The 26,511-nt window shown below is 58.5% G+C and carries 25 protein-coding genes and 1 tRNA gene; 20 read left to right on the top strand and 6 right to left on the bottom strand.

Annotation, left to right across the window (positions count from 1 at the left end):
* The first annotated feature begins 359 nt into the window (after positions 1–359).
* Positions 360–995 carry a hypothetical protein gene (locus PEL8287_RS07935; protein ID WP_085891827.1) on the top strand — a complete coding sequence of 212 codons (636 nt, stop codon included), beginning with the start codon at positions 360–362 and terminating at the stop codon, positions 993–995.
* Positions 996–1,111: 116 nt separating this feature from the next.
* Here the strand turns inward: PEL8287_RS07935 and PEL8287_RS07940 are convergent, their stop codons facing one another.
* Positions 1,112–1,525, bottom strand: a complete 414-nt coding sequence (locus tag PEL8287_RS07940) for a c-type cytochrome (RefSeq protein WP_085891828.1) — start codon at positions 1,523–1,525, stop codon at positions 1,112–1,114.
* 290 nt (positions 1,526–1,815) lie between these two features.
* Between PEL8287_RS07940 and PEL8287_RS07945 the strand changes: the two genes are divergently transcribed.
* Both PEL8287_RS07945 and PEL8287_RS07950 read left to right on the top strand, forming a co-directional pair.
* On the top strand, positions 1,816–2,658 hold the full coding sequence (locus PEL8287_RS07945; protein ID WP_176228588.1) for an N-acetylmuramoyl-L-alanine amidase: 843 nt from the start codon (positions 1,816–1,818) through the stop codon (positions 2,656–2,658).
* 7 nt (positions 2,659–2,665) lie between these two features.
* A complete protein-coding gene (locus tag PEL8287_RS07950) occupies positions 2,666–3,289 on the top strand; it encodes an SH3 domain-containing protein (protein ID WP_176228589.1) in 624 nt (207 codons plus the stop codon).
* On the opposite strand, the gene lipB is transcribed toward PEL8287_RS07950, so the two are convergent.
* Positions 3,286–3,939, bottom strand: coding sequence for a lipoyl(octanoyl) transferase LipB (lipB, locus tag PEL8287_RS07955; RefSeq protein ID WP_085891969.1), 654 nt, complete (start codon positions 3,937–3,939; stop codon positions 3,286–3,288). The genes PEL8287_RS07950 and lipB overlap by 4 nt on opposite strands.
* Positions 3,940–4,060: 121 nt before the next feature.
* On the opposite strand from lipB, the gene PEL8287_RS07960 reads away from it, so the two are divergent.
* Positions 4,061–5,389: a peptidoglycan-binding domain-containing protein gene (locus PEL8287_RS07960; RefSeq protein ID WP_085891831.1), complete on the top strand. Its 1,329-nt coding sequence runs from the start codon at positions 4,061–4,063 to the stop codon at positions 5,387–5,389.
* Positions 5,390–5,486: 97 nt separating this feature from the next.
* A tRNA-Leu gene (locus PEL8287_RS07965) sits at positions 5,487–5,572 on the top strand.
* A 275-nt stretch (positions 5,573–5,847) separates the two neighbouring features.
* Here PEL8287_RS07965 and PEL8287_RS07970 read toward each other — a convergent pair.
* From PEL8287_RS07970 to PEL8287_RS07980, 3 genes are all read right to left on the bottom strand, one after another.
* On the bottom strand, positions 5,848–6,141 hold the full coding sequence (locus tag PEL8287_RS07970) for a DUF1330 domain-containing protein (protein ID WP_085891832.1): 294 nt from the start codon (positions 6,139–6,141) through the stop codon (positions 5,848–5,850).
* Positions 6,142–6,452: 311 nt separating this feature from the next.
* Entirely contained in the window at positions 6,453–7,274 is an 822-nt protein-coding gene (ygiD, locus tag PEL8287_RS07975; RefSeq protein ID WP_085891833.1) for a 4,5-DOPA-extradiol-dioxygenase, read from the bottom strand.
* Between the two features lie 57 nt (positions 7,275–7,331).
* Positions 7,332–7,754, bottom strand: a complete 423-nt coding sequence (locus PEL8287_RS07980; RefSeq protein ID WP_085891834.1) for a DoxX family protein — start codon at positions 7,752–7,754, stop codon at positions 7,332–7,334.
* Positions 7,755–7,882: 128 nt separating this feature from the next.
* On the opposite strand from PEL8287_RS07980, the gene PEL8287_RS07985 reads away from it, so the two are divergent.
* Complete coding sequence (locus tag PEL8287_RS07985) at positions 7,883–8,779, top strand: LysR family transcriptional regulator (protein WP_085891835.1); 897 nt, start codon at positions 7,883–7,885, stop codon at positions 8,777–8,779.
* Between the two features lie 537 nt (positions 8,780–9,316).
* On the opposite strand, the gene PEL8287_RS07990 is transcribed toward PEL8287_RS07985, so the two are convergent.
* A complete protein-coding gene (locus tag PEL8287_RS07990; protein WP_085891836.1) occupies positions 9,317–10,501 on the bottom strand; it encodes a BaiN/RdsA family NAD(P)/FAD-dependent oxidoreductase in 1,185 nt (394 codons plus the stop codon).
* Positions 10,502–10,630: 129 nt separating this feature from the next.
* On the opposite strand from PEL8287_RS07990, the gene ftsW reads away from it, so the two are divergent.
* From ftsW to PEL8287_RS08070, 14 genes are all read left to right on the top strand, one after another.
* Positions 10,631–11,797 (top strand): putative lipid II flippase FtsW, encoded by a 1,167-nt coding sequence (gene ftsW, locus PEL8287_RS07995; RefSeq protein WP_085891837.1) that lies wholly within the window; start codon positions 10,631–10,633, stop codon positions 11,795–11,797.
* Positions 11,794–12,900 carry a UDP-N-acetylglucosamine--N-acetylmuramyl-(pentapeptide) pyrophosphoryl-undecaprenol N-acetylglucosamine transferase gene (locus PEL8287_RS08000; protein WP_085891838.1) on the top strand — a complete coding sequence of 369 codons (1,107 nt, stop codon included), beginning with the start codon at positions 11,794–11,796 and terminating at the stop codon, positions 12,898–12,900. The genes ftsW and PEL8287_RS08000 overlap by 4 nt, the downstream gene beginning before the upstream one ends.
* A complete protein-coding gene (gene murC, locus PEL8287_RS08005; protein ID WP_085891839.1) occupies positions 12,897–14,294 on the top strand; it encodes a UDP-N-acetylmuramate--L-alanine ligase in 1,398 nt (465 codons plus the stop codon). The genes PEL8287_RS08000 and murC overlap by 4 nt, the downstream gene beginning before the upstream one ends.
* Before the next feature lie 4 nt (positions 14,295–14,298).
* Entirely contained in the window at positions 14,299–15,492 is a 1,194-nt protein-coding gene (locus PEL8287_RS08010; protein ID WP_085891840.1) for an APC family permease, read from the top strand.
* Positions 15,489–15,740 carry a DUF2484 family protein gene (locus PEL8287_RS08015; protein ID WP_085891841.1) on the top strand — a complete coding sequence of 84 codons (252 nt, stop codon included), beginning with the start codon at positions 15,489–15,491 and terminating at the stop codon, positions 15,738–15,740. Before PEL8287_RS08010 ends, PEL8287_RS08015 begins: the two co-directional genes overlap by 4 nt.
* Positions 15,737–16,000 carry a DUF2484 family protein gene (locus PEL8287_RS08020; protein WP_085891842.1) on the top strand — a complete coding sequence of 88 codons (264 nt, stop codon included), beginning with the start codon at positions 15,737–15,739 and terminating at the stop codon, positions 15,998–16,000. The genes PEL8287_RS08015 and PEL8287_RS08020 overlap by 4 nt, the downstream gene beginning before the upstream one ends.
* Positions 16,001–16,237: 237 nt before the next feature.
* The gene (locus PEL8287_RS08025) at positions 16,238–17,710 is read left to right on the top strand and encodes a hypothetical protein (protein WP_139837733.1); all 1,473 of its coding nucleotides are present in this window, start codon (positions 16,238–16,240) and stop codon (positions 17,708–17,710) included.
* 266 nt (positions 17,711–17,976) lie between these two features.
* Positions 17,977–18,912, top strand: a complete 936-nt coding sequence (gene murB, locus PEL8287_RS08035) for a UDP-N-acetylmuramate dehydrogenase (protein ID WP_085891845.1) — start codon at positions 17,977–17,979, stop codon at positions 18,910–18,912.
* 95 nt (positions 18,913–19,007) lie between these two features.
* The gene (locus PEL8287_RS08040) at positions 19,008–19,886 is read left to right on the top strand and encodes a D-alanine--D-alanine ligase (RefSeq protein WP_235862243.1); all 879 of its coding nucleotides are present in this window, start codon (positions 19,008–19,010) and stop codon (positions 19,884–19,886) included.
* A complete protein-coding gene (locus PEL8287_RS08045) occupies positions 19,874–20,749 on the top strand; it encodes a cell division protein FtsQ/DivIB (RefSeq protein WP_235862244.1) in 876 nt (291 codons plus the stop codon). The genes PEL8287_RS08040 and PEL8287_RS08045 overlap by 13 nt, the downstream gene beginning before the upstream one ends.
* Entirely contained in the window at positions 20,746–22,080 is a 1,335-nt protein-coding gene (gene ftsA, locus PEL8287_RS08050; RefSeq protein WP_085891847.1) for a cell division protein FtsA, read from the top strand. The genes PEL8287_RS08045 and ftsA overlap by 4 nt, the downstream gene beginning before the upstream one ends.
* A 738-nt stretch (positions 22,081–22,818) precedes the next feature.
* Positions 22,819–24,405 (top strand): cell division protein FtsZ, encoded by a 1,587-nt coding sequence (ftsZ, locus tag PEL8287_RS08060; RefSeq protein WP_085891849.1) that lies wholly within the window; start codon positions 22,819–22,821, stop codon positions 24,403–24,405.
* Between the two features lie 224 nt (positions 24,406–24,629).
* Positions 24,630–25,550: a UDP-3-O-acyl-N-acetylglucosamine deacetylase gene (gene lpxC, locus PEL8287_RS08065; protein ID WP_085891850.1), complete on the top strand. Its 921-nt coding sequence runs from the start codon at positions 24,630–24,632 to the stop codon at positions 25,548–25,550.
* Between the two features lie 112 nt (positions 25,551–25,662).
* Positions 25,663–26,511: an outer membrane protein assembly factor BamD gene (locus PEL8287_RS08070; protein WP_085891851.1), complete on the top strand. Its 849-nt coding sequence runs from the start codon at positions 25,663–25,665 to the stop codon at positions 26,509–26,511.

The raw sequence follows: 26,511 nt of genomic DNA on the forward strand, positions 1-26,511 counted from the left end.
GCGCACGACGACTGCCGCCACACGCCCGTGATCCATTCTGGTTTTAGAATGTCGGCGCGTCAGGGGCAATGTCAGAGTTTGATTTAAATCAAAGAATTTTGTCGCACCCTTGGGCCGCGTGTCCGGGGTACGAACCCAACATTCGGGACAGGCAGGCCTTGAGCAATCCAAATTGCTCTGATCGATGGGATATGAGCAGCCGAGTCGTCCCGAAAGGTAAGGTTTTCAAGAATTTTTTTAATCGTGAAATTTTGGTAGGATCGACCACGGCTCAGGGTTTGGGCCGGAATTCAAGACTATCGATTCCCAGAATATTATTGAAAGGAAAATGCGTTATTAGACATCTGATTACGACCTTGATGCTGATCGGCATCCCATTGGCCGCGCCCGCCGCTGTTGTTGATCTTGAGATCACGGGATCATGGCAAGCCAGCGACTATGATGTAACCTCGGCCGGACCCGATTCACCACTGGGTATTCCCGAAGAGAATGACGACAAGGTTTTCGGAACAAGCCCGTCGGCAGGATCGACTACCTTTACCCTGCAGGTGGAGACGTCGAGTGTGGTTCATTTTGCAACCGGAGAATTCGGCGTCACGCACGATTGGTTCGGGTATGATCTGGTATCGCTTCCGGGCGGTCACAGCTTTGGGTCGGCCACCTGGGATACAGCGGACATTCTGACGGGCCTTGTCGGCCCGAACGGGTCAACCGCCGCTTTGTGGACTGATACAGATCTGACTCTTGCTGATCCCACCCGGCTGTCGTTTCGCATGTTTGGCGACTGGGAGGGTAGCAATGCCGATTTATTCATCGGATCGCGGACTGCGACCACGATCGGCGATCAATTCCTGATGTGGGAATATTTCGGAGGCGAGGAAATCCGGTCGTCAAGCTATTCGGCCAGTGTGGGCGCGGTGCCGCTGCCTGCCTCTTCGCTTTTGTTGCTGAGCGGCCTTTTTGCTGTCTCGCGCCTACGCAAACGAAGCTTGTGAGCTGATTGAACTGGCGGGCGCAGCGGCGGTGTGCTGTTGCGCCCGTATCAGAACCAGGGTTTTTGACCTACCAGGCCTGTTTCGCAGGGGCGTGTCGCAGGCGAAAACTGTTTGCGCTACTCGGTCGAGAATGTACCCAGATAAGCCGCGACATCTTCGCCACCCTTCCTGAGTTTGAAGCTCATCTTGGCGCGGGCTTTGGGATCGTCGAGCTCTTTTTTCAGATAGGCCGTCGGATCCTGTACGTATTCGGCCAGTTTCTCTTCGTCCCAGACAAGGCCTGCCTCGCCCGCAGAGATCATCGATTTGGAATATTTGAACCCTTCAACCGAACCTGCCGCGCGCCCGATGGCGCCAAAAAGGTTTGGGCCGGTCCTACCGCCTTTGACGATGGTTTCATCCGGCGATGCGATCGTGTGACAGGATTTGCATTTTTTGAAAATCTTCTCGCCCGCATCAGCGTCACCCGATGCAAGCGCGGGCAGGGACAGGGCCAGTAAGGCGGCGGAAGCTGTCAGAAAGAGTTTCATCGGTAACCTCGTTTGTTGGGGCAGGGTGTCTGCCACCACATGATAGCTGTGAGCGGCGTCCTGCAAGCCGCGCAGTGGATTTCGCAAGCGATTGTGATGGGGTGTGAATGTTGGGCGTTTGGGGGCAGTGCCGATGTTCGCTCAGAAGGGTGAATACTGCCATTTTCGGCCTGCGGGCTTTGTTTCTTGACGAAGATGCTGACCTGTCTGCAGGCATGCGGCCCTACAAAACTGGTCAAATTTGTGATAGTCTCGCCCTATTAGACAAGGCTTTTCAGGGAGGATATTACATGCGTGTGAACAACAGTCATCGGTTGCTTTTTGACAGTGGTACGGCCGTTCCGTTTCTGGAGACCCCGAACAAAAGCGGCAAATTGTCGGGCGGTAAACCCAAATACGTTATCATTCATTATACGGCGGGCGGGTCTGGCAACAGCGCAATCAACGTTTTCCGCAATCCTGCGCACAAGGCCTCGGCGCATTTCGTTCTTGGGCATGACGGGGCAATCACGCAGATGGCACGGCTGGATGAAAAGTGCTGGCATGCCGGGCGTAGCAAATGGGATGGTCTTGTGGGGTTGAACAGCCATTCGGTTGGAATCGAGATTGCCAACTGGGGCTGGCTGAAAGGTGGCAACGGTAACTGGAAATCCCATGTCGGCACCCGGGTTGAGGATGCACGGGTCATTGTCGCCCGTCACCGAAATGGCGGCGCGCTTTTGGGGTGGGAAATCTTTGACGAGGTCCAGTTCATGACCTGTGTCGATATGGTGCGCGCGATTGCCGATAAATACGGCCTGGGCCCCCAGCATATTCTTGGGCATGACGATATTTCACCGGGCCGCAAGCAGGACCCGGGCCCGGCATGGCACATGGATAAGTTCCGGGCACTTGTATTTGGGCGCGCCGAGGATGACGGAGACGTGGAGCAGCTATACCGCGTGGAAAGTTCAAGCGGGTTAAATATGCGCAAAGGCGCGGGAACCACCTTTGATGTCATCAAGCTGCTGGCGGACGGAACGCAGGTCTTGCAAATCGAAAGCGACGGTGCATGGTGGTTGGTCTCTGAGATTGTAGAAGGTGAGCCGGATGTTACAGGCTGGGTCCATTCCCATTGGTTGCGACGTATCTGAGCGCCGGTTGTTCCGCGTACTAAAGCTATTTGCCCTGTCGGTCGGTTTTCTTATGCCTGCGATCAGGGATGTGCAGGCAGAGGGGTTTTCGTTCTTCCCGGCCATGGCGCAGGTGGCCAATATCGCGTCAGGAGATACGCTTAACGTACGCGCCGAAGCATCGGGAAGCAGCGCTGATCTGGGTGATCTGGCGTCCGGAGAACAGATCGAGGTTCTGGGGCTGAATGCTGACGGGCGCTGGGCGCATATTATCTGGCAGGAAGGCAACGGTTGGGTGGCCACACGCTATCTTGCGCCCGCTTCGCGCCCTGCAAGCGACTCGGGCCTGCCACTAAATTTGACCTGCATCGGAAACGAGCCGTTCTGGTCCCTGAAGCTGGATAATAGCACGCAGGCGGATTTTGAAATCGCCGGAGAAATGCCGGACCATTTATCGCTTGAATGGAGCGGGACCTCGCGCAATGTCGGTCTGGCGGCCTATGGGTTTTCAGGGCCGGCGGTGTCAGGCGTGCTGCGCCGGGCGGAATGTTCAGACGGCATGTCAGACCGCACATATGGCTGGTCGGTCGATGTCGTCCTGCGCGACGGACCGATGTCGCAGCTATATTCGGGCTGCTGCGTGGGGCGCTAAAGCGTTTCGCCAAATATGTCGCCGAACCGGCGCTTCAGGGCCACATCCACATCGTCCATGGTTACGGGCAGGCCCAGATCGACAAGGCTGGTGACGCCGTGGTCAGTTATCCCACAGGGCACAATGCCTGTGAAATGGTCAAGATCGGGTTCGACGTTGATCGAAATGCCGTGAAAGCTGACCCATTTGCGCAGGCGGATGCCGATCGCTGCAATCTTGTCCTCTTGTTTTGCACCACTGGCAGTCAGCGGCTTGTCATCGCGGGTAACCCAGACACCGACGCGGCCCTCGCGGATTTCGCCCTGCACGTTGAACTCGTCAAGGGTGGCGATCACCCATTCCTCGAGCTGTTGCACGAAACGGCGCACGTCGCGTCCGCGACGGCCCACGTCCAGCATGACATAAACCACGCGCTGACCGGGGCCGTGATAGGTGTACTGCCCGCCGCGCTGGCTGATATGGACAGGAAATCGGTCCGGGTCGGTCAGATCGGCAGGTTTGGCCGAGGTGCCGGCAGTATAAAGGGCGGGGTGTTCCAGCAGCCAGATCGCCTCGGGGGCGTCACCCCGGGCGATTCGCGCAACCCGGTCTTCCATGGCGGCGACGGCCTGCTTGTAGGGGACCAGACCCTTTGAGACATGCCATTGCACGGCATTTCGTTTTGGAAATTGCAACCCTTGCGGTAGCACAGGCGGAAACTTTCTGTGTTTGACGGGAGGATATGGTACAATGCCCCCATATTATTCAGCAGCTGCATAAGGGAGAAATAGGATGTTTTCAAAGCGATTTGTCATGAGCGCCGTGGCTGCAAGCCTAGTGTTACTGCCCGGCACAAGATCTGTGGCAGATATCGGTGACGGCATTGTCGGCGGTCTCGTCGGAGGCGCGGTGAGCGGGATCATCGTGAACGAAAGTGCCAAGGCACGCGAGCGCAAGCGGGCGACAACAACAACCACGCGTACGCGCACGATTTATCAAAACGCGCCGGCCAGCTCTGCAAGGCGGGCCGAGGTCCGTGAGACGCAGGTGGCGCTGAATTACTTTGGCTTCCCTGCCGGAACCCCGGATGGGGTGACCGGGCGCAATACTCGCAACGCCGTGGCGCAGTATCAGGCCCATATGGGGTATCCGGTTTCGGGCTATCTGAATGACTATGAGCGTCAGTTTCTTGTCGGGTCCTATTACCGGGCCCAATCCGGCGGGATGGCGACCACACAGCTGATTGCACAACGCGGGCAGGGCACCCGGGGCCTGCTGCATGCTTACCGTGACGAGGCGGCGGGCAACCCGAATTATTCGGCCACGACGGGTACAGGCGTGACCCAGGCCACCGCCGCCCCGACAGAAGCTTCGCCGGAACAAAATCAGACGTCGCTGTTGCCCAACCTTATGGGGTCTCAGGACAACGGCCGGTCACTGGCATCGCATTGCAATCAGGTCAGCCTGCTGACCAACAGCAATGGCGGTTTTGTTACCGAGGCCTCAATTTCAGACCCGCGGTTTGCCCTGAATGAACAGTTCTGTCTGGCGCGGACCTATGCCATTGCATCAGGCGAAAAACTGGCCGGCAGCCTGCAGGGCGTGACCAATTCCCAGCTGGAAGAGCAGTGCCGCGCCTTTGGCCCGGCGATGCGTGATCAGGTGGCGGCGCTGTCGCTGAAAAATCAGGCGGATGTCATGCAGGATGTACGTGGTTTCATTCTGGATGAGGGCATGCCCCCGGCGCAACTGGCCGGAACCGCCCGGATTTGCCTGTCGGTCGGATATCGCACCGACAACATGGATGTGGCACTGGGATCGGCCCTGTTGCTGACGGCACTGGGGGAGGGAGTTTATGGCGAGTTGATGGGCCATCATCTGAGCGAAGGATTCGGAACCGCCAAACGCCCTGATCTGGCGCTGGCCTGGTACCAGACCGGATTTGACGCGATTGACCGTGGTGCCGAGCCGGTATTTGCCCCCGGCAATCCGGGACGCAATGCGCTGATTCAGAAAGCTGCTTATCAACTGAATGGCATTCAGGGAGATCAGGCTGGTGGATCGTCAGAAGGTACGGTTCAGCCCGCATCGACGTTGCCCAGTTTCAACATTGCCCAATAGGTGATCGGGTTAAGTTGGAACGTTACATAAAAGGCAGAAATTCTGCTTCACATCCGTCAGGTGCGTTGCTATACGGCGCGCACCTGCCTGATCATGTGCGGTCGTGGCGGAATGGTAGACGCGCAGCGTTGAGGTCGCTGTGGGGTAACACCCGTGGAAGTTCGAGTCTTCTCGACCGCACCAATTTTCCGAAAAAATCCTATAATGTATTGAAGTTAGGCAGTTGCACGATTTTCTAACCAGCCGGTAATCCACCTCATGCGTGACGTAGGTGGCAATAAACCCAATCTGGACTCAACCAGAATCTACCGTTTGCGCCTGAGGCGTCTCTGTCTCGGCGTGCGATGGGAAATCCATACCGCAACGCAGCAGAAAAAGCGGACTTTGATGTAATCCGCAGCAACTCGACCGCGGCTATGACTGCATTGCGGACAAACGGGCCCATCCAATACCGTCGATCAGGCGATCCCATCAATAACGACCAGATTTGTAGAAGCGGTTTGATGGCGGATTTTTGCTAACTCCACATAGTCTGGATCGTCGTGCCATGCCCTGGCATTTTCTAAAGAAGGGAAACGCATGATGACTGTCCGGGGCATCGCCCATGAGCCTTCAAGGATTTGCGTTTCAGCGCGCGACGTTGCCAAAAGCTCCCCGCCGTGCCGCTGAAAGCTTGGCATGAAACCATTGAGATAGGCTTGGTATGCATCAGGGTCATGTATGTCGAGTTGGCCGATCACATAGGCTGGCATGGGCTTCTCCCTCTCGTCGCCGTGTGTCCAACTATACTAACAGCAACGAATGACAGCGCCAAATGCAGCGTTTTGCGGAAATGCTATGGCCTCGGACCAGCCGTTCGTGGCGCCCACCATCAATGACTGCTGAGCGGACGAAGCTGCCGTTCGCGGCGTGGGTGTCTAAAGTCCTGCTTCACACCAATCGACTGCCTCGAGCAGACGTAATCAATTGGCTTAGTGCGTGGCCATGGTAATAAGAAAATTGCATAGCCAGATATAGCTGCCGGGGCACGAACCTTTGGAAAATTTGCTGGCCGAGCGGCGTTTTACGCTCTGTTGAATACGAACGACCGCATTGAGATCGAGCCAAGATCAATGGCATCTGTCATGAAGGTCAATTCGTCCCGTGCGTCCGAAGCCCCGGCGATGGTCAGCGCGGGCATGTAGTGATCGACGGTCGGGTGAGCCTGGGGCAAGAGAGTTCCGAGAGTCTCTTCGTCCGTCAGCGCTGCAAAATCTCGATCCGCGAGCCGGTCTGAGAAGAGTGCGTCAAATTCCAGGGCGAAATCGAGAGGCTTCGCATCGTGCCGCATGGTGCGAAGATTGTGAACCACATTGCCGGAACCAAGGATAAGAAAGCCCCGGTCCCTTAGTTCAGATAGCGTCCGACCAATTTCGAGTTGATGACTGAGACCGCGCGCCATGTCGATGGAGACCTGAAAGACGGGCACGTCAGCCTTGGGATAGAGGAACTTGAGAACCGCCCAGGCGCCATGATCGAGCCCCCAGGTGTCATCTTCCTGCGAACGATGACTCGCAAGAAGCGTGACGACCTCCCGGGCCAGTCCAGGGTCTCCGTGGGCCGGGTACTGCTGGGTGTAAAGTGCCTCTGGGAATCCATAAAAATCATGGATTGTACGCGGCATCGCTGAGACATCGACCAGGGTGGTTTCCCTGGTTACCCAGTGCGCCGAGACGACGAGGATTGCTTTCGGTCGCGGCAGGTTTTGCCCGAGGATCGTCCAGGCCCTGCCAAACGGGGTGTCCTCTATGACGTTCATCGGGCTGCCGTGCCCAAGGAAGACGAGGGGCATCCGGTCTGAGGCAGCGAAGCTGTCCTTCAAATACTGAAGACTGCGCGTATCCATGCTGGGCTCCTTGGAATGTGCCGGGCCGCTTTAGCGCGGCCCGGGCTCTGGCAAGTGTTAGGCGAACTGGCCCAGGGCTTTCTGAAGTCCGGGCACCCGAAGTGCAAAAGCGCCGCTGCCAAGTGTGGCAATCGCCCCCTGAACAACGGCCCAGAAGAGCGGGAATTCCCATCCGCCACCTTCGCCTGAAAACAGCCAGCCATTGCCTGAGTGAGCCCAGGTGGCGCCAAGAAGCACCGGGATCAGGGCGAGCGAGACAAGACGAGTTGCCACGCCCAGAATGAGAGCTGCACCCCCGGCGATTTCAGCCAGGATCGTAAGGTAAGCCAGGAAGCCCGGCAGTCCGAGGCTTTCAAAATAGCCGACAGTGCCGGCGATGGTGAAAACGCTCAACTTGAGCCAACCATGGGCAAGAAAGAGAGTGCCGCTGGAAACGCGAAGCGCAAAAGCGGCGTAGTCAGAGTTGGTATATGTGGTCATATCGAAACCCTATCTGGAAGTCGCCGTCAATGCGGCCTGCTTGTGTCACCCATATGTACGCTCCGGACGAGCCACTTTAAATGGCGAAGGTATTGAATAACTATCCACAAAATGTTCATAATAGGGTTATGGATCTTATTGACCAAATCCGCGCATTCGTCGCCACGGCCCGGACAGGCTCGTTCACAAGCGCCGCCGAACAACTTGGTACGTCGAACAGGTTGACGTCGAAATACGTGGCGGAACTTGAAGCGCGTCTTGGCGTCCGACTGTTTCAACGGACCACCCGAAAGGTGGGGCTGACGGCCGCGGGCGAGGACCTGTTGTCCCGCGCACCGCTTCTGATAGATGATCTCGACGATCTCTTGGCCGAGGTTTCCGAAGGATCGCGAGGGCTGACCGGCGTCTTGCGTGTCTCGGCACCCGTTACATTCGGTGAGATCTACGTAGCGCGCATGCTTGGTCGGTTCGCCGAGACCCATCCTGATCTTTCGATCGACCTCAGGCTGAACGACCGTTATGTCGATCTGGCCGCCGAGGGGATCGATCTTGCGTTCCGCATTGGAAGCTTTGACCTGGCATCGCTAAAGGTGCGTCGGCTCGGTTCCTTTCGTAGTATCGTAGTCGCCAGCCCGGATTATATCGCGCGTAATGGCGTTCCGGAAATTCCGGCCGAGCTGGCGCAGCACGCATGCATCGTCGACACCAATCGCCGGAATGCACGCCGCTGGGTTTTCAAAGACAACGATGCCAAGACTGCGGTGGCCGTATCGAGCCGGTTCGAGGTGAACTCTGCCCGCGCTGCGATCGAACTTGCCGTTCAGGGCCTGGGTATTGCCTATACGCCCCGGTTTGCGCTTGGCTCCGATCTTGAAGAAGGCAGGTTGCTGCCTTTGCTTGAGGACTATTCCGGAGAAGCCGGTGAACTCGGCGCCGTATATCTCGAAGGGCGTACCTTGCCTCGTAAAGTCCGGGCTCTTGTAGACTTCGTTGCCAAGGACATTCGATCCTCAAACATTCTCTGATGTGAAACAATCCGGTCATTGACTTGTTGTGAACCGCTTCTTGGACCTGGACCGACGCTACGCCGCGAGACGTGATCGAAAGCGCTGACGGGAGTGAAATTTGCCACGGGCAGACAATAACCATTCGTCTCAAAAGGGCTCGTTGCGGTCATCCGGCGCTTTCGGACGCGATAACGGATATGCGAAGCCTACGGTTTAAGCCAGACGATTGGTGCCGATTTACCAGACGCCCAACACGAGTAGGGCGGCGAACGAGGACAAGACCTATCCCAATCTGCTGCGCGGGCTGCGGATTGTGGATCTGGCCGAGGTCAAAGTGATCTGGCGTCGCCAAAGAAATGCTTTGGGGGCGCTTAGGTCAGTTTTGACGCGTTGTGATAGATTAAAGCGTTTCGGGATAAACCATGAATCATGAGTTGGTCACGAAATGAAGGTAACCTTCTGATATTGAACTAATTTTTAAAAATTTTTGGCTCAAGTTTATTGCGGAACGATTTAACCGGGGTCTGGTCCGATGTCGGGCCTGCCCTTGCGGATTCAAATGTTTCGGATCGCCTGACCCGCGGCCCAGCCCGACGACCAGGCCCATTGGAAATTGAAACCGCCCAGCCAGCCGGTGACGTCCACGGCCTCGCCGATGAAATAGAGGCCGGGGAGGGTTTTGGACATCATGGATCTGGACGACAGGCCGTCGGTATCTATGCCGCCAAGGGTGACCTCGGCGGTGCGGTAGCCTTCGGACCCGGTGGGTTTGAGGGACCAGTTGGTGAGGCTGTCCACAATCTGCGCCAGACGCGCGTCGGACTGATCTGCGAGGTTGCCCGAGAGACCCAGTTGCGGGGTAAGGAAATCAACAAGTTTTCCGGGCAGGTGGTAAGAAAGCTCGGTTGTCAGGTTGCGCCGCCCTTCGCGCTGGCGCTGATCACGCAGCAGGGTGAAGAGGTCTGTCGCTGGCGACAGGTCAAGGGTGATTGCTTGCCCTTCGCGCCAGTAGGACGAAATTTGCAGGATTGCAGGGCCCGAGAGGCCGCGGTGGGTGAATAGAACCGCTTCGTCAAACGAGGTGCCATTGGTTGTCACGCGGGCGGGCAGGCTGCTGCCCGAGAGCGGGGCAAAGGGATTGTCCGAGAATGTCAGGGGCACGAGAGCGGGGCGTGTTTCAGTCACCTCATGGCCGAACTGACGGGCGATATCATAGGCCTGCCCGGTGGCGCCCATGGCGGGAATGGATTTGCCCCCCGTTGCGACAACAAGGTTTCGTGCGGAGACGGTGCGCAGCTTCCCCTCACGCTCCAGCATGGCGGAAAACCGGCTGCCGTCATGGCTGATGCCGACAAGCGAGGTTTGCAGCCAAAGCTTTGCCCCGGCCTGATCCATCTCGGCCAGAAGCATCGTGATGACCTGCGTGGCCTTGTCATCGCAAAAAAGCTGCCCAAGGGTTTTTTCATGCCAGGCGATGCGGTGGCGCGCCATCAGATCAATGAAATCCCATTGGGTATAGCGGCTGAGGGCGGATTTGCAGAAATGCGGATTGGCTGAGATGAAATTACCGGGTCCTGCATGAAGATTGGTGAAATTGCAGCGCCCGCCGCCCGAGATGCGGATCTTTTCACCCGGCGCTTTGGCGTGGTCGATGATCAGAGTGTCCCGGCCTGCGTGGGCGGCACACATCATGCCCGCGGCACCGGCGCCAAGGATAAGGGTTTCGACCGTGTGTTCCATGCCGCGCAGAGATGCGAATCTCTGCCGGTTGGCAAGGGGTTTACGCTAGCAATATGACCTAAATCGCGCTAAACTGCGTCAACAGATCCCGAAAAGGGGCGATTTTCGAGGCAGTAGTCGGCGGTAGTCATGACAGAAATGGTCTATGGGGCGGTCCCGGTTCGGGATGGTGAGCCCGTTCTTCCCAAGTGGTGGCGGACGATCGACAAGTGGTCGGTGTCCTGTGTGCTGATCCTTTTCGGGATCGGCATTTTGCTGGGGTTGGCCGCGTCGCCGCCGCTGGCCGAGAAAAACGGATTTCAACCATTCCACTATGTACATCGGCAAGCGTTTTTCGGCGGGCTGGCGCTGGCGGCGATGATGCTGACCTCGATGATGAGCCCGGCACTGGTGCGCAGGCTGGCGATTGTGGGGTTTTTGGCGGCCTTTGTGGCGCTGATCCTGCTGCCGGTTTTCGGGACCGATTTTGGTAAGGGGGCCGTTCGCTGGTACAGCCTTGGTTTCGCGTCGCTGCAACCCTCTGAATTTCTCAAGCCCGGATTTATCGTCGTTGCGGCCTGGCTGATGGCGGCCAGTCAGGATATCAACGGCCCCCCGGGGCTAAGCTGGTCGTTCCTGCTGGCCATTATAATTGTCGCGTTTCTGGCGATGCAGCCTGATTTCGGACAGGCCTGTCTGGTGCTGTTCGGCTGGGGGCTGATGTATTTCGTGGCTGGCGCGCCGATTTTGCTGTTGCTGGGCATGGCAGTTTCAGTGGTGGCCGTGGGCACCTTTGCCTATTCCAATTCCGAGCATTTCGCACGCCGGATCGACGGGTTTCTGTCACCTGATGTTGACCCAAATACCCAGCTTGGTTTTGCGGCGAACGCGATCCGCGAGGGCGGCTTTTTCGGTGTGGGTGTCGGCGAAGGGCAGGTGAAATGGTCTTTGCCGGATGCCCATACCGATTTCATCATTGCTGTGGCCGCCGAGGAATATGGGCTGGTGCTGGTGCTGTGCATTATCGCGCTTTACACCGCGATTGTGATGCGGTCGCTGCTGCGGTTGATGCGCGAGCGTGATCCGTTCATTCGTTTGGCGGGTACCGGGCTTGTGGGCATTTTCGGGGTGCAGGCGATGATCAACATGGGCGTGGCCGTACGATTGTTGCCGGCCAAGGGCATGACCTTGCCATTTGTCAGTTATGGCGGGTCTTCGCTGATTGCGGGGGGGATTGCGGTGGGGATGCTGTTGGCCTTTACCCGGACCCGGCCGCAGGGCGAGATTGGCGACATCCTGCGGGGACGGGTCAGATGACGGCCCAGGCGCCGTTGCTGGTGATCGCCGCAGGCGGCACCGGCGGGCACATGTTTCCGGCACAGGCGCTGGCCGAGGTAATGTTACGCCGCGGCTGGCGGGTAAAGCTGAGCACGGATGCGCGGGGTGCGCGCTATACCAGTGGCTTCCCGCACACGGTGGCAATCGAAGAGATTTCAAGCGCCACATTTGCAAGGGGCGGTGTGCTGGCCAAGTTGGTGGTGCCGTTTCGCATTGCCGGTGGAATTATTGGGGCGACGTTCCGGATGCGGGCGGAAAAGCCTGCGGTGGTGGTGGGGTTTGGCGGCTATCCGACGATTCCGGCACTGGCGGCGGCTTGGATTTTGCGCAAGCCGCGCATGGTGCATGAGCAAAACGGCATTCTGGGCCGGGTGAACAAGGTGTTTTCAACCCGTGTGGATCGCGTGGCATGCGGCACATGGCCCACGGCACTGCCAGAAGGGGTTGAGGGAGTACATGTGGGCAACCCGGTGCGTGCCGCCGTGCTGGAGCGCGAGCAGGCTCCGTATATTGCTCCGGGCGACTATCCGATGTCGATTCTGGTGATCGGCGGCTCTCAGGGGGCACGCATCCTGTCGGATGTCGTGCCGCCTGCGATTGCGGCGCTGTCCACGGATATATTGCGCAATATTCGTGTCAGCCATCAGGCCCGCGACGAAGATGGCGAACGGGTTGCCAAATTTTATGCCGAACACGGCATTGATGCCGATGTGCAGCCCTTTTTCCGCGATGTGCCGGCGCGCATGTCCGAGGCGCAGTTGATCATCAGCCGGGCCGGGGCCAGCAGCGTGGCTGATATCAGCGTGATTGGCCGCCCGTCGATCCTGATCCCTTATGCCGCAGCAACGGGCGATCATCAGTCGGCCAACGCGCGCGCTCTGGTTGAGGCGGGCGCGGCAATCCGCGTGCCCGAATCAAAGCTTGAGATCGGCGCGCTTTCACAGCAGATAACCACGGTTCTGACGAATCCCCATGGCGCGTTGCAGATGGCACGGGCCGCCTATAAGTGCGCCGTACCGGATGCGCCGCAGAGATTGGCGGATATGGTGGAGGAACTGGCAGAGAAGGGTAATGGCCAATGAATGCAGCAACCAAGCTTCCGGGGGATGTCGGCCCGATCCATTTTGTCGGGATTGGGGGCATTGGCATGTCCGGGATTGCCGAGGTGTTGCTGAACCATGGCTATACGGTTCAGGGATCGGATCTGAAACGCTCCAAAATCACCGACCGGTTGGCCGAAAGGGGCGCGACCATCTTTGAGGGACAGCGCGCCGAAAATCTGAAATCAGCCGAGGTTGTCGTAATCTCATCGGCGATCAAGCCGGGCAATCCCGAACTGGATCAGGCCCGGCTGCAAGGCTTGCCCGTGGTGCGCCGGGCAGAAATGCTGGCCGAGCTGATGCGGCTGAAATCCAACATCGCCGTCGCCGGTACCCATGGCAAGACCACCACCACCACGCTGGTGGCGGAACTGCTGGTCGCGGGCGGGATCGACCCGACGGTGATCAATGGCGGTATCATTCACGCCTATGGCAGCAATGCCCGTATGGGCGAGGGCGAATGGATGGTGGTTGAGGCGGACGAGTCGGACGGCACCTTTAACCGTCTGCCTGCCACAATCGCCATCGTCACCAATATCGATCCCGAGCATATGGAGCATTGGGGCACCGAAGAGGCACTGCATCAGGGCTTTCTGGATTTCGTATCGAACATCCCGTTCTACGGGCTGGCTGTTTGCTGCACCGATGACCCGGATGTGCAGACCCTGGTTGGCAAGATTACCGACCGGCGGGTGATAACCTATGGATTCAACGCGCAGGCCGATGTTCGTGCCGTCAACCTGACCTACAAGGCTGGCGTTGCACATTTCGATATTTTGCTGCAGGCCGAGGAAAAAGAGATCAGGGGGTGCACCCTGCCAATGCCCGGCGATCATAACGTGTCAAACGCGCTGAGTGCCGTCGCCGTCGCCCGGCATCTGGGTATGAAAACCAGCGAAATCCGCGAAGCACTGGCCAAATTCGGCGGCGTCAATCGCCGGTTCACGCGTGTGGGCGAAGTGAATGGTGTGACCATCATCGACGACTACGGCCACCATCCGACCGAGATCACCGCCGTTCTGAAAGCGGCACGGCAGGCGACCGAGGGTCGCGTTATCGCCGTACATCAGCCGCACCGGTATACGCGATTGCATTCGTTGTTCGATGATTTTTGTGCCTGTTTCAATGAGGCCGACGTAGTCGCCATAGCCGAGGTTTATGCGGCTGGTGAGGATCCGATCGAGGGCGCAAGCCGCGATGATCTGGTGGCGGGGCTGATCCGCCACGGCCACCGCCACGCCCGCGCCATCCGCGATGAGGCTGATCTGGAACGTCTGGTGCGCGAACAGGCGCGCGCCGGTGATATGGTGGTCTGCCTGGGCGCCGGGACGATCAGCGCTTGGGCCAATAACCTGCCGGAGCGCCTGAAAGGATAAGCTGATGCCTAACACCCTGAAACGCCGGATCGGGCCGGGTCTTTTGACCGCCTATGGCATCGGCATCATGGTGGGGGCCGGCATTTATGTGCTGACCGGGGCTGCGGCCGGTGAGGCTGGCATGTGGGCGCCGGTGGCTTTTTTGCTGGGCGCTCTGGTGGCCGTGCCGACCGCTTTGTCGTTTGCAGAACTATCTGCGCGCATTCCCGAGGCCGCAGGCGACAGTTCGTATGTCGAAGTGGGATTGCAGGCACATTGGCTGGCGGTTGGGGTCGGCATGATCAACGTGGTTGCAGGCACCGTGGCCGCGGCGGCGGTGTTAAGGGGCGGGGTGGGGTATCTGACCTCGATCGTGGATATTCCTTTCGCCGTGGCTGTGATCGGTCTGGGTGTGATCCTGACAGGCGTTACCATCATCGGCGTGCTGGAAAGTCTGGCGTTTGCCGCACTTCTGACGGTGATCGAGGTGATTGGCCTGATCCTGGTGATCGGGGCCGGATTTGCCGCAACCCCGGTAGAAACATGGGCGTTGCCCATGCCGGCACCCGAATGGAACGGCGTGGCAGCGGCCACGATATTTGCGGTTTTCGCCTTTATCGGCTTTGACGACGTAGTGAACATGGCCGAAGAGGTGCAGAACCCCGAACGCAACATGCCACGTGCCATTCTCTATGCCCTCGCGATTACCGCGATCCTTTATGCCATGGTGTCGCTGGCGGCGGTACGCGCCGTCCCGCGTGAGGTTCTGGGCGTCTCTGAGCGCCCGCTGGCGCTGGTCTGGGAGGCAGGAACCGGCACAAGTTCGGTGTTTCTGGCAGCGATTGCTGTGGCCGCCGCGCTGAACGGTGTGCTGGCGCAGATCGTGATGGCCAGCCGGGTGTTGTTTGGTCTTGGGCGGCGCTCACTCCGGTTTGCGATTTTTTACCACGCGCATCCGCGTTTTGGCACGCCGGTTCTGGCTTCGGTGCTTGTGGGGGTGGTGGTGACCGGCTCGGCGCTGACCCTGCCGGTGGCGGTGCTGGCCGAGGTGACAACCCTGGCACTGCTGATCGTCTTTGCCATCGTCAATGCGGCCCTGATCGGTGCCAAACGGCGCCGGCCGGAGTCGCCTTTTGCGGTGCCGGGATATGTGCCGTGGGCCGGGGTCACCCTGAGTCTGGGCTGTTTTGTGGCTTCTGTCGCCGGGAGCCTGCTATGAACCTGCTGTTGCTTGGATGCCTGTGGATAGTGGCGGCGTCAGTCGTGGCCTTTCTGCCGATGCGACTGCAATACGTGCTGGGGCTGGTGTTGCTGATCACGGCAGGGGTGCTGATTACGCTGATCGGGCGTCAGCACGGCTGGTTCTATGCCCTGACCGGTGTTGCGGTTCTGGTGTCGATGTTCCGCAAACCGCTGAAAGTGCTGACCCGCAAGCTGATCCGCAATCCCCCGGAGATACCGAAATGAACCTGTCCCTGATCCTGGCGTGCCTCTGGGCGTTGCTGGCCAATGTGCTGGCCATGCTGCCGTCAAAAGACAACGGCTGGCGCCGGGCGTATTTTCTGGTTGCCGTCGGGGTGCCCCTGCTGGGGTACGTCACCTATCAGAACGGGCCGTGGTGGGGGCTGTTTGTGCTGGCCGCAGGCATGAGCGTGCTGCGCTGGCCGGTGATCTATCTGGGCCGGTGGGTGAAAGGGCTGTTTGGCGGCGACAAACCCGCAACCTGACGCAGAGACTGGACAGCGCGTGGCCCGCGGGGCAAGGTGCCCGGAATGGTTGAAATTGCGGATATCAAAGACGAGGCAAGCTTTCGAGGTTGGTTGCAGGATCAGCCGCAAGAGGTAGCAACCTGGATTGCATTTCGTGCTGCGGCGCGAGTGTTACCAATCTGGTGGCAGGGCGTTTCAGATCATACTTGGGCAGGGATGCATGACCGAACGAGACTGCCTGGGCTTAGCGGTCTGTTGTTCCTGTTGGTTTCAACAAACAGTGATATTGAGCTGTCACTGAAACTTAAAGCTGCAGCGCGTGAGTTGAAAAAGGATGCGAGTTTCGCAGGTGATGAGGCGACAGAAATTGGTAGCGCTATATCACGATATCCTGACCAAGAAAGGCCAGAGCATAGGCCGCAAATGCGAACTTTGTATCGCGCAGCTTCTGCAAGTCAGGCGCTGGCGCTGGCTGCTGAAGCAAACAAGTTAGAAGAGTTCGTACATGCTGCAATAGCTGCAACCAAAATTCACGGTGATTGGTCTGTTGTTCGCAAAGACGCCACGGATGTAGAACGTGGTTCAAATCCAATGAGACGGCCACTTTGGTACGATCAATCAAACCCATTTGCAGATGAATGCAAATATATTCAGCGTTCGGGTGTGGTTGCTGGAGGCCGCAAGAATTGGACCTTCTGGATCGACTGGTATCAATCCCTGCTGGATGGCCGTCCGATGTTGGGGGACGAAGCGCGCACATGGGATATGCTGAAAAAGATCGCGCTGATCCCCGCCGAGACATGGGAGCAAGGACCGGACGTAGTGAACCCGAAGATTGCGGAGATTTGGGCAAGCTATAGAATTGGCAGCCGGGTCGAGCTTTTCAAAGCCACGCTGTATGATTTCAAATTCGATGCCATGGCACATGTTATGCGCGCAGTACCGATGCCTGCGGATTGGGAAACATTAACCGAACCGGATCGGTTACAAAGGTTTTTGAGAGACGCGCTGGATTTGCGCGAAGATATGATCGATCTGAGCCAAGCCTTTGCCGCCGAAGGGATGGTGATGCAGGGCGCAGGAATGACCTGTACGTACCTGGCGAAGGTATTGGACGAACTGGAAAATGCTGAAACCGTGGGCGCGCTGCGTGTTGGCAAGTTGGTGGAATGGGGGCGTATTCTGGAAGCGATCGCGTTGCGCGAGGATACGAAGCGTGAATTCGGCCCGATGTCCGAACCCTTTAATATGGCGGTGGACAAGCTAAAAGACCTTGTCCGCGATCATTTTGCGCTTACTTTGGCCCGGTTTAGCCAGCTTCGCGATGTCCGGATGGAAAAGGGCGCGGCACCGTGGGAGGTATTGAAAGACCTGCGCGGCATAGTCGCAGCGGTTCGGGACGGATCGGGCGGCGTATTGCCGCCACTGGTCGATGCTGATGCAGCCATTCTGGACGACATTCTGGACAGTATTGACCGGATGATCCGCGAATTGGACAATACAACCAGTGAGGATGCCCGCAGCAGTCTTAAACGCGAGATTGACTTTCAAATGGCCAAGGTCGGTGCGACGGTAGGGCTGTACGGTGAAAAAGCAAAAAAAGCGGCGGGACTTGCCGATAAAGGAGGCAAGTCTGCTGATAAGATTTTGATTTGGGAAAAGCGCGGTAAAGGTCTTTGGGGTTTGCTGCGCGCCATTCGTGAAGTGCTTGAGTCTCTTGGCGGTTAGAGCGAAAACCTGCAACAAATTGGTATGAACCCGTCGTTCACTCAAAGCACCCGGCACGGAATAAAGGCCGCAGGCCGCCGTGCATCGCCAGACCGCCCCCCCGGGCTGGTGATTTGGATAGGTCGCCGCAACGTGTTGGGGGTTTACGGATTTGGTTGGGATAAAGTGCTGCCCACCTCTGGTGGGTCACCATCCCGCGGTCTGTCACGGCGCGCCCTGCGTTTGGGGGGCTTTACCTATGGCCAAAGGCGGGGCAAAAGCGCGGCATGAATGATTTGCCGCAAACAAGGGGGAAGCTGACCCCCAACCGTCCGCTGAATGATCTGACGTGGTTGCGTGTGGGCGGGCCGGCGGACTGGTTGTTTCAGCCGGCGGATCTTGAGGATCTGGCGGAGTTTCTGGGGCAGCTTGATCCTGATATCGCGGTGTTCCCCATGGGTGTGGGCAGCAATCTGATTGTGCGCGATGGCGGCTTGCGCGCGGTGGTGGTCCGGCTGGGGCGCGCGTTCAACGCCATTGAGGTCAGTGGCAACCGTGTCACCGCCGGGGCGGCGGCGCTGGATGCGCATGTGGCGCGCAAGGCCGCCGATGCAGGTGTTGATCTGACCTTTCTGCGCACTATTCCCGGCGCTATTGGCGGCGCGGTGCGGATGAATGCGGGCTGTTATGGCAGTTATACGGCAGATCATTTTGTCAGCGCGCAAGCGGTGGCGCGCGACGGCCGGATTGTCACGCTCACCGCGGATGATCTCAGGTTCCAATACCGCCAGACCGACCTGCCCGATGGCTGGGTGATCACAAGTGCCACCTTTGAGGGGCCGATGGGGGATCCGGATGCGCTGCATGCACGGATGGCGGCACAGCTGAAAAAGCGCGACGAGACGCAGCCAACCAAGGATCGCACGGCAGGCAGTACGTTTCGCAATCCGGCCGGGTTTTCGTCAACCGGGAAGGCCGATGATGTGCATGATCTGAAGGCCTGGAAGGTGATTGACGACGCTGGCATGCGCGGCGCGCGGCGGGGCGGGGCGCAGATGAGCGAGATGCACTCCAACTTTCTGGTCAACACCGGCGGTGCCACGGCCGCCGATCTGGAAGGTTTAGGCGAAGATGTGCGAAAAAGGGTTTTCCAAAACAGTGGAATAGAGTTACATTGGGAAATCATGAGGGTCGGCGAAACGACCCCGGATGAAGCCTTATAGGCGGTAGATAAACAACATGGGCCAAATACAGGCCCAGGACATTGAGGCACAAGGTGGTTGGTTCGAGCAGAACAACCCACAAAGTGGCGGTGATTATGGGTGGCCCTTCGGCTGAGCGCGAAGTGTCGTTGTCATCAGGGCGCGAATGCGTGGCCGCGTTGAGGGAAGCAGGTTATGACGTGGTCGAGGTTGATGCCGGCCGCGATCTGGCTGTGCAGTTGTCCCAAATTTCCCCGGATGTGGTTTTCAACGCCCTGCATGGCCGCTGGGGTGAGGATGGCTGTGTTCAGGGGCTGCTGGAATGGATGCAGATCCCCTATACGCATAGTGGCGTCTATGCGTCGGCCCTGTCGATGGACAAGCAGCGCACCAAGGATTCCTATGCCGCTGCCGGGTTGCCATTTGTTCATAGTGTGATTGCCTCGTCGGACGAGGTTGAGGCGGCGCATGTGTTGCCGCCACCCTATGTGGTCAAACCTTTCAACGAGGGGTCCTCTGTCGGGGTTTATATCGTTGGCGAGAATGCCAATGGACCCCCGCAGCTTGCCCGCGAAATGCCAAAGCAGGTGATGGTGGAAACCTTTGCGCCGGGGCGCGAACTGACCACGACAGTACTGGGGGACCGGGCGCTTTCTGTAACGGATATCCTCACCGACGGCTGGTATGATTATCATGCAAAATATGCAGAAGGCGGATCGCGCCATGTGATCCCGGCTGAAATTCCGACCGAGATATTTAACGCCTGCCTTGATTATGCACTGCGCGCGCATCGGGCCCTTGGCTGCCGCGGGCTGACCCGCACCGATTTCCGCTGGGACGAGGCGCGCGGGCTGGAGGGGCTTATCCTGCTGGAAACCAATACCCAGCCAGGCATGACGCCAACGTCGCTGGCGCCTGAACAGGCGGCCCATTGCGGGATCACTTTTCCCGAGCTGTGCCGCTGGATGGTGGAGGATGCCTCGTGCGACAGGTGACACAATGGGCCGACCCGGCGCCGTCGCGCTGGTCATACCGCTATCAGCGTCTGATGCTGACACCGCTGTTCCGCAAAGTGCTGAAGATCGGTGTGCCGTTCTGCCTTTCGCTGGGGCTGGGGCTTTATTATCTTTCCGATGAGGTCCGGCGGGAAAATCTGGTTTTGGCCGTGGCGGATATCCGTCAGCAGATCGAAACCCGGCCCGAGTTCATGGTCAACCTGCTGGCTGTCGAAGGTGCCAGCATGTCGGTCGAGGAAGACATTCGCGAGATATTTCCCTTCGATCTGCCGGCCAGTTCCTTTGATCTGGAGCTGGATGAAATCCGCAGTCTGATCGCAGATCTGCCTGCTGTTGCGGATGCCTCGGTCCGGATCCGGCAGGGCGGGGTTCTGGTGGCAGAGATCACCGAACGTCAGCCGGTTGCCCTGTGGCGGACACGTGACGGGCTGGGAGTTGTGGACATTGACGGCGTAGTGATCGGTGAGGCCGCGGAACGCGCGGCCCATCCGGACCTGCCGGTCGTTGTGGGTGAGGGCGCCGACATGGCGGTGGCCGAAGCGCTGAATATTCTGGAAGCCGCCGCACCCCTTAAAGCGAAATTGCGCGGGCTGGTGCGCGTCGGCGCGCGGCGTTGGGATCTGGTTCTGGATCGGGATCAGCGGATTCTGCTGCCTGAGAAAAACCCTGTCGCCGCACTGGAGCGGGTGATCGTGCTGAGCAGCGTGCAGGACATGCTGGAGCGTGATCTGGTGGCGGTTGATATGCGGCTGGCGGCACGCCCGACACTCAGAATGAACCAGCGCGCGGTCGAAGACTGGTGGCGGGTGACAAATATGACGGTAGGGACGGACGACCAATGATCGAGCTTTATGAATCCCAAAGGGCGATGCGTAACATGCGCCGGGCCGCAATGCAGCGGGGCGTGGTGGCGGTGCTGGATGTGGGGACATCCAAGATTGCCTGTCTGGTGTTGCGGTTCGACGGTACGGATCGGCTGAGCGAGACCGACGGTATCGGCACCATGGCGGGGCAGGTGGGGTTCCGGGTGATTGGTGCAGCCACAACCCGGTCACGTGGTGTGCGCTTTGGCGAGATCGAGGCGATGCAGGAAACCGAACGTGCGATCCGCACCGCCGTACAGGCGGCCCAGAAGATGGCCAATATCCGCGTCGATCATGTGATTGCCTGCTTCTCGGGGGCCAGTCCGCGGTCATATGGTCTGGCGGGGCTGGTCGAGTTGGAGGCAGAAGTTGTCAGCGAACAGGATGTCAGCCGGGTACTGTCGGCCTGTGATGTGCCCGACTATGGCGACGGTCGCGAAGTATTGCATGCCCAGCCGGTGAATTTTGCGCTGGATCACCGTTCGGGGCTGATCGATCCGCGCGGACAGATCGGCCATGAATTATCGACCGACATGCATATGCTGACGGTTGATGGCATTGCGATCCAGAACCTTGCGCATTGCGTCAAGCGTTGTGATCTGGAACTGGCGGGGCTTGCCAGTTCGGCCTATGTGTCGGGGATCGCATCGCTGGTCGAGGACGAGCAGGAACTGGGCGCGGCCTGTATCGACCTTGGCGGCGGTTCTGCGGGCGTGTCGATTTTCATGAAAAAGCACATGATTTTTGCCGATAGCGTGCGGATGGGCGGTGATCACGTCACCAGCGACATTTCTATGGGATTGCAGGTACCAACGGCCACCGCCGAGCGTATCAAGACGTTCTATGGCGGCGTCGTTGCCACCGGTATGGATGACCGTGAGATGATCGAAATAGGCGGCGACACCGGCGATTACGAACATGACCGCCGCACTGTCAGCCGGGCCGAGCTGATCGGTATCATGCGCCCGCGGGTCGAGGAAATACTGGAAGAGGTGCGCGCGCGCCTGGACGCGGCCGGGTTTGAACATCTGCCAAGCCAGCAGATCGTGCTGACCGGCGGCGGCAGCCAGATACCTGGGTTGGACGGGCTGGCCAGCAAGATTTTGGGCCAGCAAGTGCGTTTGGGCCGGCCTTTACGTGTGCATGGGCTGCCGCAGGCCGCGACCGGTGCAGGCTTTGCCAGCGCGGTGGGGATGTGCCTGTTTGCCGCCAATCCGCAGGATGAATGGTGGGATTTCGAAATCCCCGTTGATCGCTATCCGGCGCGTTCGTTAAAGCGTGCAGTGAAGTGGTTCAAGGATAACTGGTGATCAAACGCGGCGACGCAGGCAGCCAAGCAGGGCAAGGCCGGCCAGCAGCATCGGAAGCCCCGTGCGCAGGGGGGCTGCGGTTGGTGCGGGCGCTACCGTTCCGTTGTCACAGTTAAATTCTACGCTGTGATGCTTTTCAGCTTGATTAAATGCTCTCAACCTGGCGTCGAATGAAAACGACACAGTGACGCGGAGTTCGATTTGTTCAGGAAGGTGCTGCGCTGGTTTGATACCCCATCCACGCTGCCAATCTTTAAAAGAACCCCGAAATTTATGATCTTTCCGATATCAGATTTTCTCTTTTGGGTCGACTTTTGCCGAGGGTCATATTGTAGCCAAACTGGAAACCGCCGTTTCCGAATCGGATCCGAAAAAACGAGAATCATTTCAGGAATCGCGTGACCACCGGCCTTTGCCATGGTAAGTTATCCACAAGGCCCGCAGAGGCCGTTGGATTGGCAGAGCAGCCGTCCCTCAATCTTGACGTGTATTCCGAGACCCTACTGGCGTCTGGGATGGTCGCTCTTTGACTTCGGATTTAGTGTCTTGCCCCTTGGTTTTGCGCAACATCTTGCCGATGTGGGCACATAGCGCGTTAAAATCAGTAATTGCAGCCCAGATTTTGTGGTTTGTTCGTGTTTTTTACGTGACGGTTGGCCCGTCGGACGTTAATAATGAGCGGGGATAGTAAGTTAAAAACACCCGTGTATGCGGGCGAAAACACAGGCGGAATGTATTATGACCCTCAATCTTTCAATGCCCGGTCAGGATGACCTGAAACCACGCATCACTGTTTTCGGTGTTGGTGGGGCCGGTGGTAACGCCGTCAACAACATGATCGAGAAAGAGCTGGATGGCGTCGATTTTGTTGTCGCCAACACGGATGCGCAGGCGCTGCAACAAAGCAATGCCGACAATCGCATTCAGCTGGGCGTGAAAGTGACCGAAGGTCTGGGCGCCGGGGCGCGTGCCAGCGTGGGGGCCGCCGCCGCCGAGGAGAGCATTGAACAGATCGTGGATCATCTGGCAGGCGCGCATATGTGTTTCATCACCGCCGGCATGGGTGGCGGAACCGGCACCGGGGCCGCGCCAATCATCGCGCAGGCCGCCCGCGAGCTGGGTGTGCTGACTGTGGGTGTTGTCACCAAACCGTTCCAGTTCGAAGGCGCCAAGCGGATGCGTCAGGCCGAGGATGGCGTGGACGCACTGCAAAAGATGGTTGATACGCTGATCATCATCCCCAACCAGAATCTGTTCCGTCTGGCGAACGAGAAAACCACCTTTACCGAGGCGTTTTCGATGGCCGATGACGTGCTTTACCAGGGCGTCAAAGGTGTGACTGACCTGATGGTTCGCCCTGGTCTGATTAACCTTGATTTTGCCGATGTCCGCGCCGTTATGGACGAGATGGGCAAGGCCATGATGGGGACCGGCGAAGACAGTGGCGAAGACCGCGCCATTCAGGCTGCCGAAAAGGCCATTGCAAACCCGCTGCTGGACGAAATCAGCCTGCGCGGCGCCAAGGGTGTTCTGATCAACATCACCGGCGGGCACGACCTGACCTTGTTCGAACTGGACGAAGCGGCCAACCGCATCCGCGAAGAAGTGGACGCCGAAGCAAATATCATCGTCGGTTCGACGCTGGATACGGCCATGGAAGGCTCGATGCGGGTCAGTGTTGTGGCGACAGGCATTGACGCCTCGGAAAGCGTATCTGATATGCCGGTTCCCCGCCGTTCCATGGCGCAGCCGTTGCGGCCCATGGCCGAGGAAAAAGCGCAAGAAGAGCGTGAAGAGGTTGCCGCCGCCGAGCCTGAACCAGCGCTTTTCCGCGAGCTTGATGAGGTCGACAGCCAGTCGGACGAAGATTTCGAAGCAGAAACCGCCGCCAAGGACGATCTGCCACCGCCAGCCTATACGCCTAAGGTGCGGGAATTTCAGCCGACGACCGACCACGCTGATGAAGATGAGGGACTTGACGATTATGTAGCTCCGCGCGCCCCGGCGCCCGGCACCCCGTCCCCCGAGGCCCTGGCCCGTTTGCAGGCCGCTGTCAGCAAGGCACCTGGCCAGCAGTCTTTCAACAATCGGCCTGAGGTTGCACGCGCGCCCCAGACCGAGCCTGCCGGCGAGCGGCCGCGCTTTGGCATCAACTCGCTGATCAACCGGATGACAGGGCACGCCAGCGCCGAGAGTGAGCAGCAGACAGCTCGAGCAACACGCCAACAGCCAACGGTACAGGCCCGCCAGGCCCCCGTTGAAGTGAAAGACGAAGAAGACGAACAGATTGAAATTCCGGCGTTCCTGAGGCGTCAAGCCAACTAAGACTGCCGCAAATCGAGTTAGAAAGAGCCGCAAGCCAGCGGCTCTTTTTCATTTTAAAACAGGTATTTATTGTCAAGAAAAATGCCCTGAGCGAAAAGTTGCCACCGTGAGGTGGCCGCATGTTTCAAGTCGTTGCAAAGATTGAATTGAGCATTTGTGGCCGGGCGCTTAAACACCTCGCTAACCAAAACAAACCCTGTGTTTGTGCAACGGTGAGGGCAGTCTTGCAAACCACGATCAAATCCCCTGTCTCTTTCGAGGGCTCCGGCCTGCACTCGGGCGCGTCTGCACGCCTTAGGGTTGTGCCTGCGGATTGTGACAGTGGCATTGTGTTCCGCCGGGTTGATCTGGCGCCTGCGGTTTGCGAACTGCCGGCACGTTGGGACCTTGTAGACCAATCGCCACTGTGCACGCGTCTTGTCAATGCACATGGCACCTCGGTTGCGACCGTTGAACATATCATGGCCGCGCTGGTAGGTTGTGGTATTCATAACGCGATTGTCGAAGTTGACGGACCCGAAGTTCCAATTCTGGATGGCAGTTCGGCCCTGTTTGTGCAGGGTATCCTGTCAAAGGGTGTCTGGGCGCAGCACCGCCCGGTCAAGGCCCTGAAAGTGTTGAAGCCCGTCGAGGTACACCGCGGCGAGGCCTGGGCGCGCCTGCGGCCGCACAACACGCTGTTGCTTGAGTTTGGCATCGAATTCGAGGACGCGGCGATTGGTGTTCAGAAAAAGACTCTGAACATGTCCAATGGCAGCTTTGTGCGGGAACTTTCGGACAGCCGGACGTTCTGCCGCAAGGCCGATATCGACAGCATGCGCGCCAACGGGCTGGCCCTGGGCGGAACGCTGGAAAATGCGGTTGTCGTCGATGGTGAAAAAATTCTGAGCCCTGGTGGCCTGCGCCACCGGGATGAGGCCGTGCGCCACAAAATGCTGGACGCCCTTGGCGACCTTGGCCTGGCCGGAAGCCCAATCCTGGGGCATTATCAGGGGTTCCGTGCGGGTCATGCGCTGACCAATGATTTGCTGCGCGCCCTTTTCGACCGCACTGACGCTTTTGAAATGGTCGAATGTGACAGCGAAATGTCTTCGCGACTACCCGGGGCAGGGGTGCACTGGGGTGAAATTCCCAAAGTTGCCTGAACCGGGGCGCAGAAATGCGCCAAAGGCGTTTTGCACCGGAAAATTCTGTGCTAGGACCAAGGCGAAGTTCGGTGGGTACCCCCGACAATTCGCAATGAAGGTGAGTTCGAGCATGACAGTCGGCAAGTCCCGGGCACTACTGGTCAGTGCATTGGTGTGTGGCGTTGGTTTGGCCGGTTGCGGCAAGAAGAACAGCGTTGAACGCGGTGACGTAAATTACGAGAATTACACCGCCGAGCAGATTTTCGAGCGTGCGGAATATGACCTTGCTCGCAATGATCCCGATCTGGCCGCAAGCGTTTTTGCCGAGGTTGAGCGGCTTTATCCCTATTCGGAACTGGCAAAACGCGCTGTGATCATGCAAGCCTATGCCTATCATCAGGACAAGGATTATGAAAACAGCCGCGCTGCGGCACAGCGTTTCATTGATTTCTATCCGACGGATGAAGATGCCGCTTATGCGCAGTACCTGCTGGCACTTAGCTATTATGACCAGATCGACGAAGTTGGCCGCGATCAGGGCCTGACCTTTCAGGCGCTGCAGTCATTGCGCGAAGTGATCGAGCGGTATCCGGATAGTGAATATGCCCGTTCGGCAATTCTCAAGTTCGATCTGGCGTTTGACCATCTGGCGGCCAAGGAGATGGAAATTGGCCGGTACTATCTGCGCCGGGATCATTTCACCGCGGCGATCAACCGTTTCCGGGTCGTGGTTGAGGATTTCCAGACAACGACTCACACTGCCGAGGCGCTGCACCGACTGGTCGAGGCCTATCTGTCCCTTGGCCTGACCAATGAGGCACGCACTGCGGGCGCCATTCTGGGCCATAACTTCAAGGGAACCGGCTGGTACGAGGACAGCTACAAGCTGCTGACCGGTCGCGGGCTGACGCTTGAGGCGGTTGGCGATAACTGGCTGCGGCAAGTGTACCGCCAGATGATTCAGGGCAAGTGGCTGTGA

The organism is Roseovarius litorisediminis (assembly GCF_900172295.1).
Classification (GTDB): domain Bacteria; phylum Pseudomonadota; class Alphaproteobacteria; order Rhodobacterales; family Rhodobacteraceae; genus Roseovarius; species Roseovarius litorisediminis.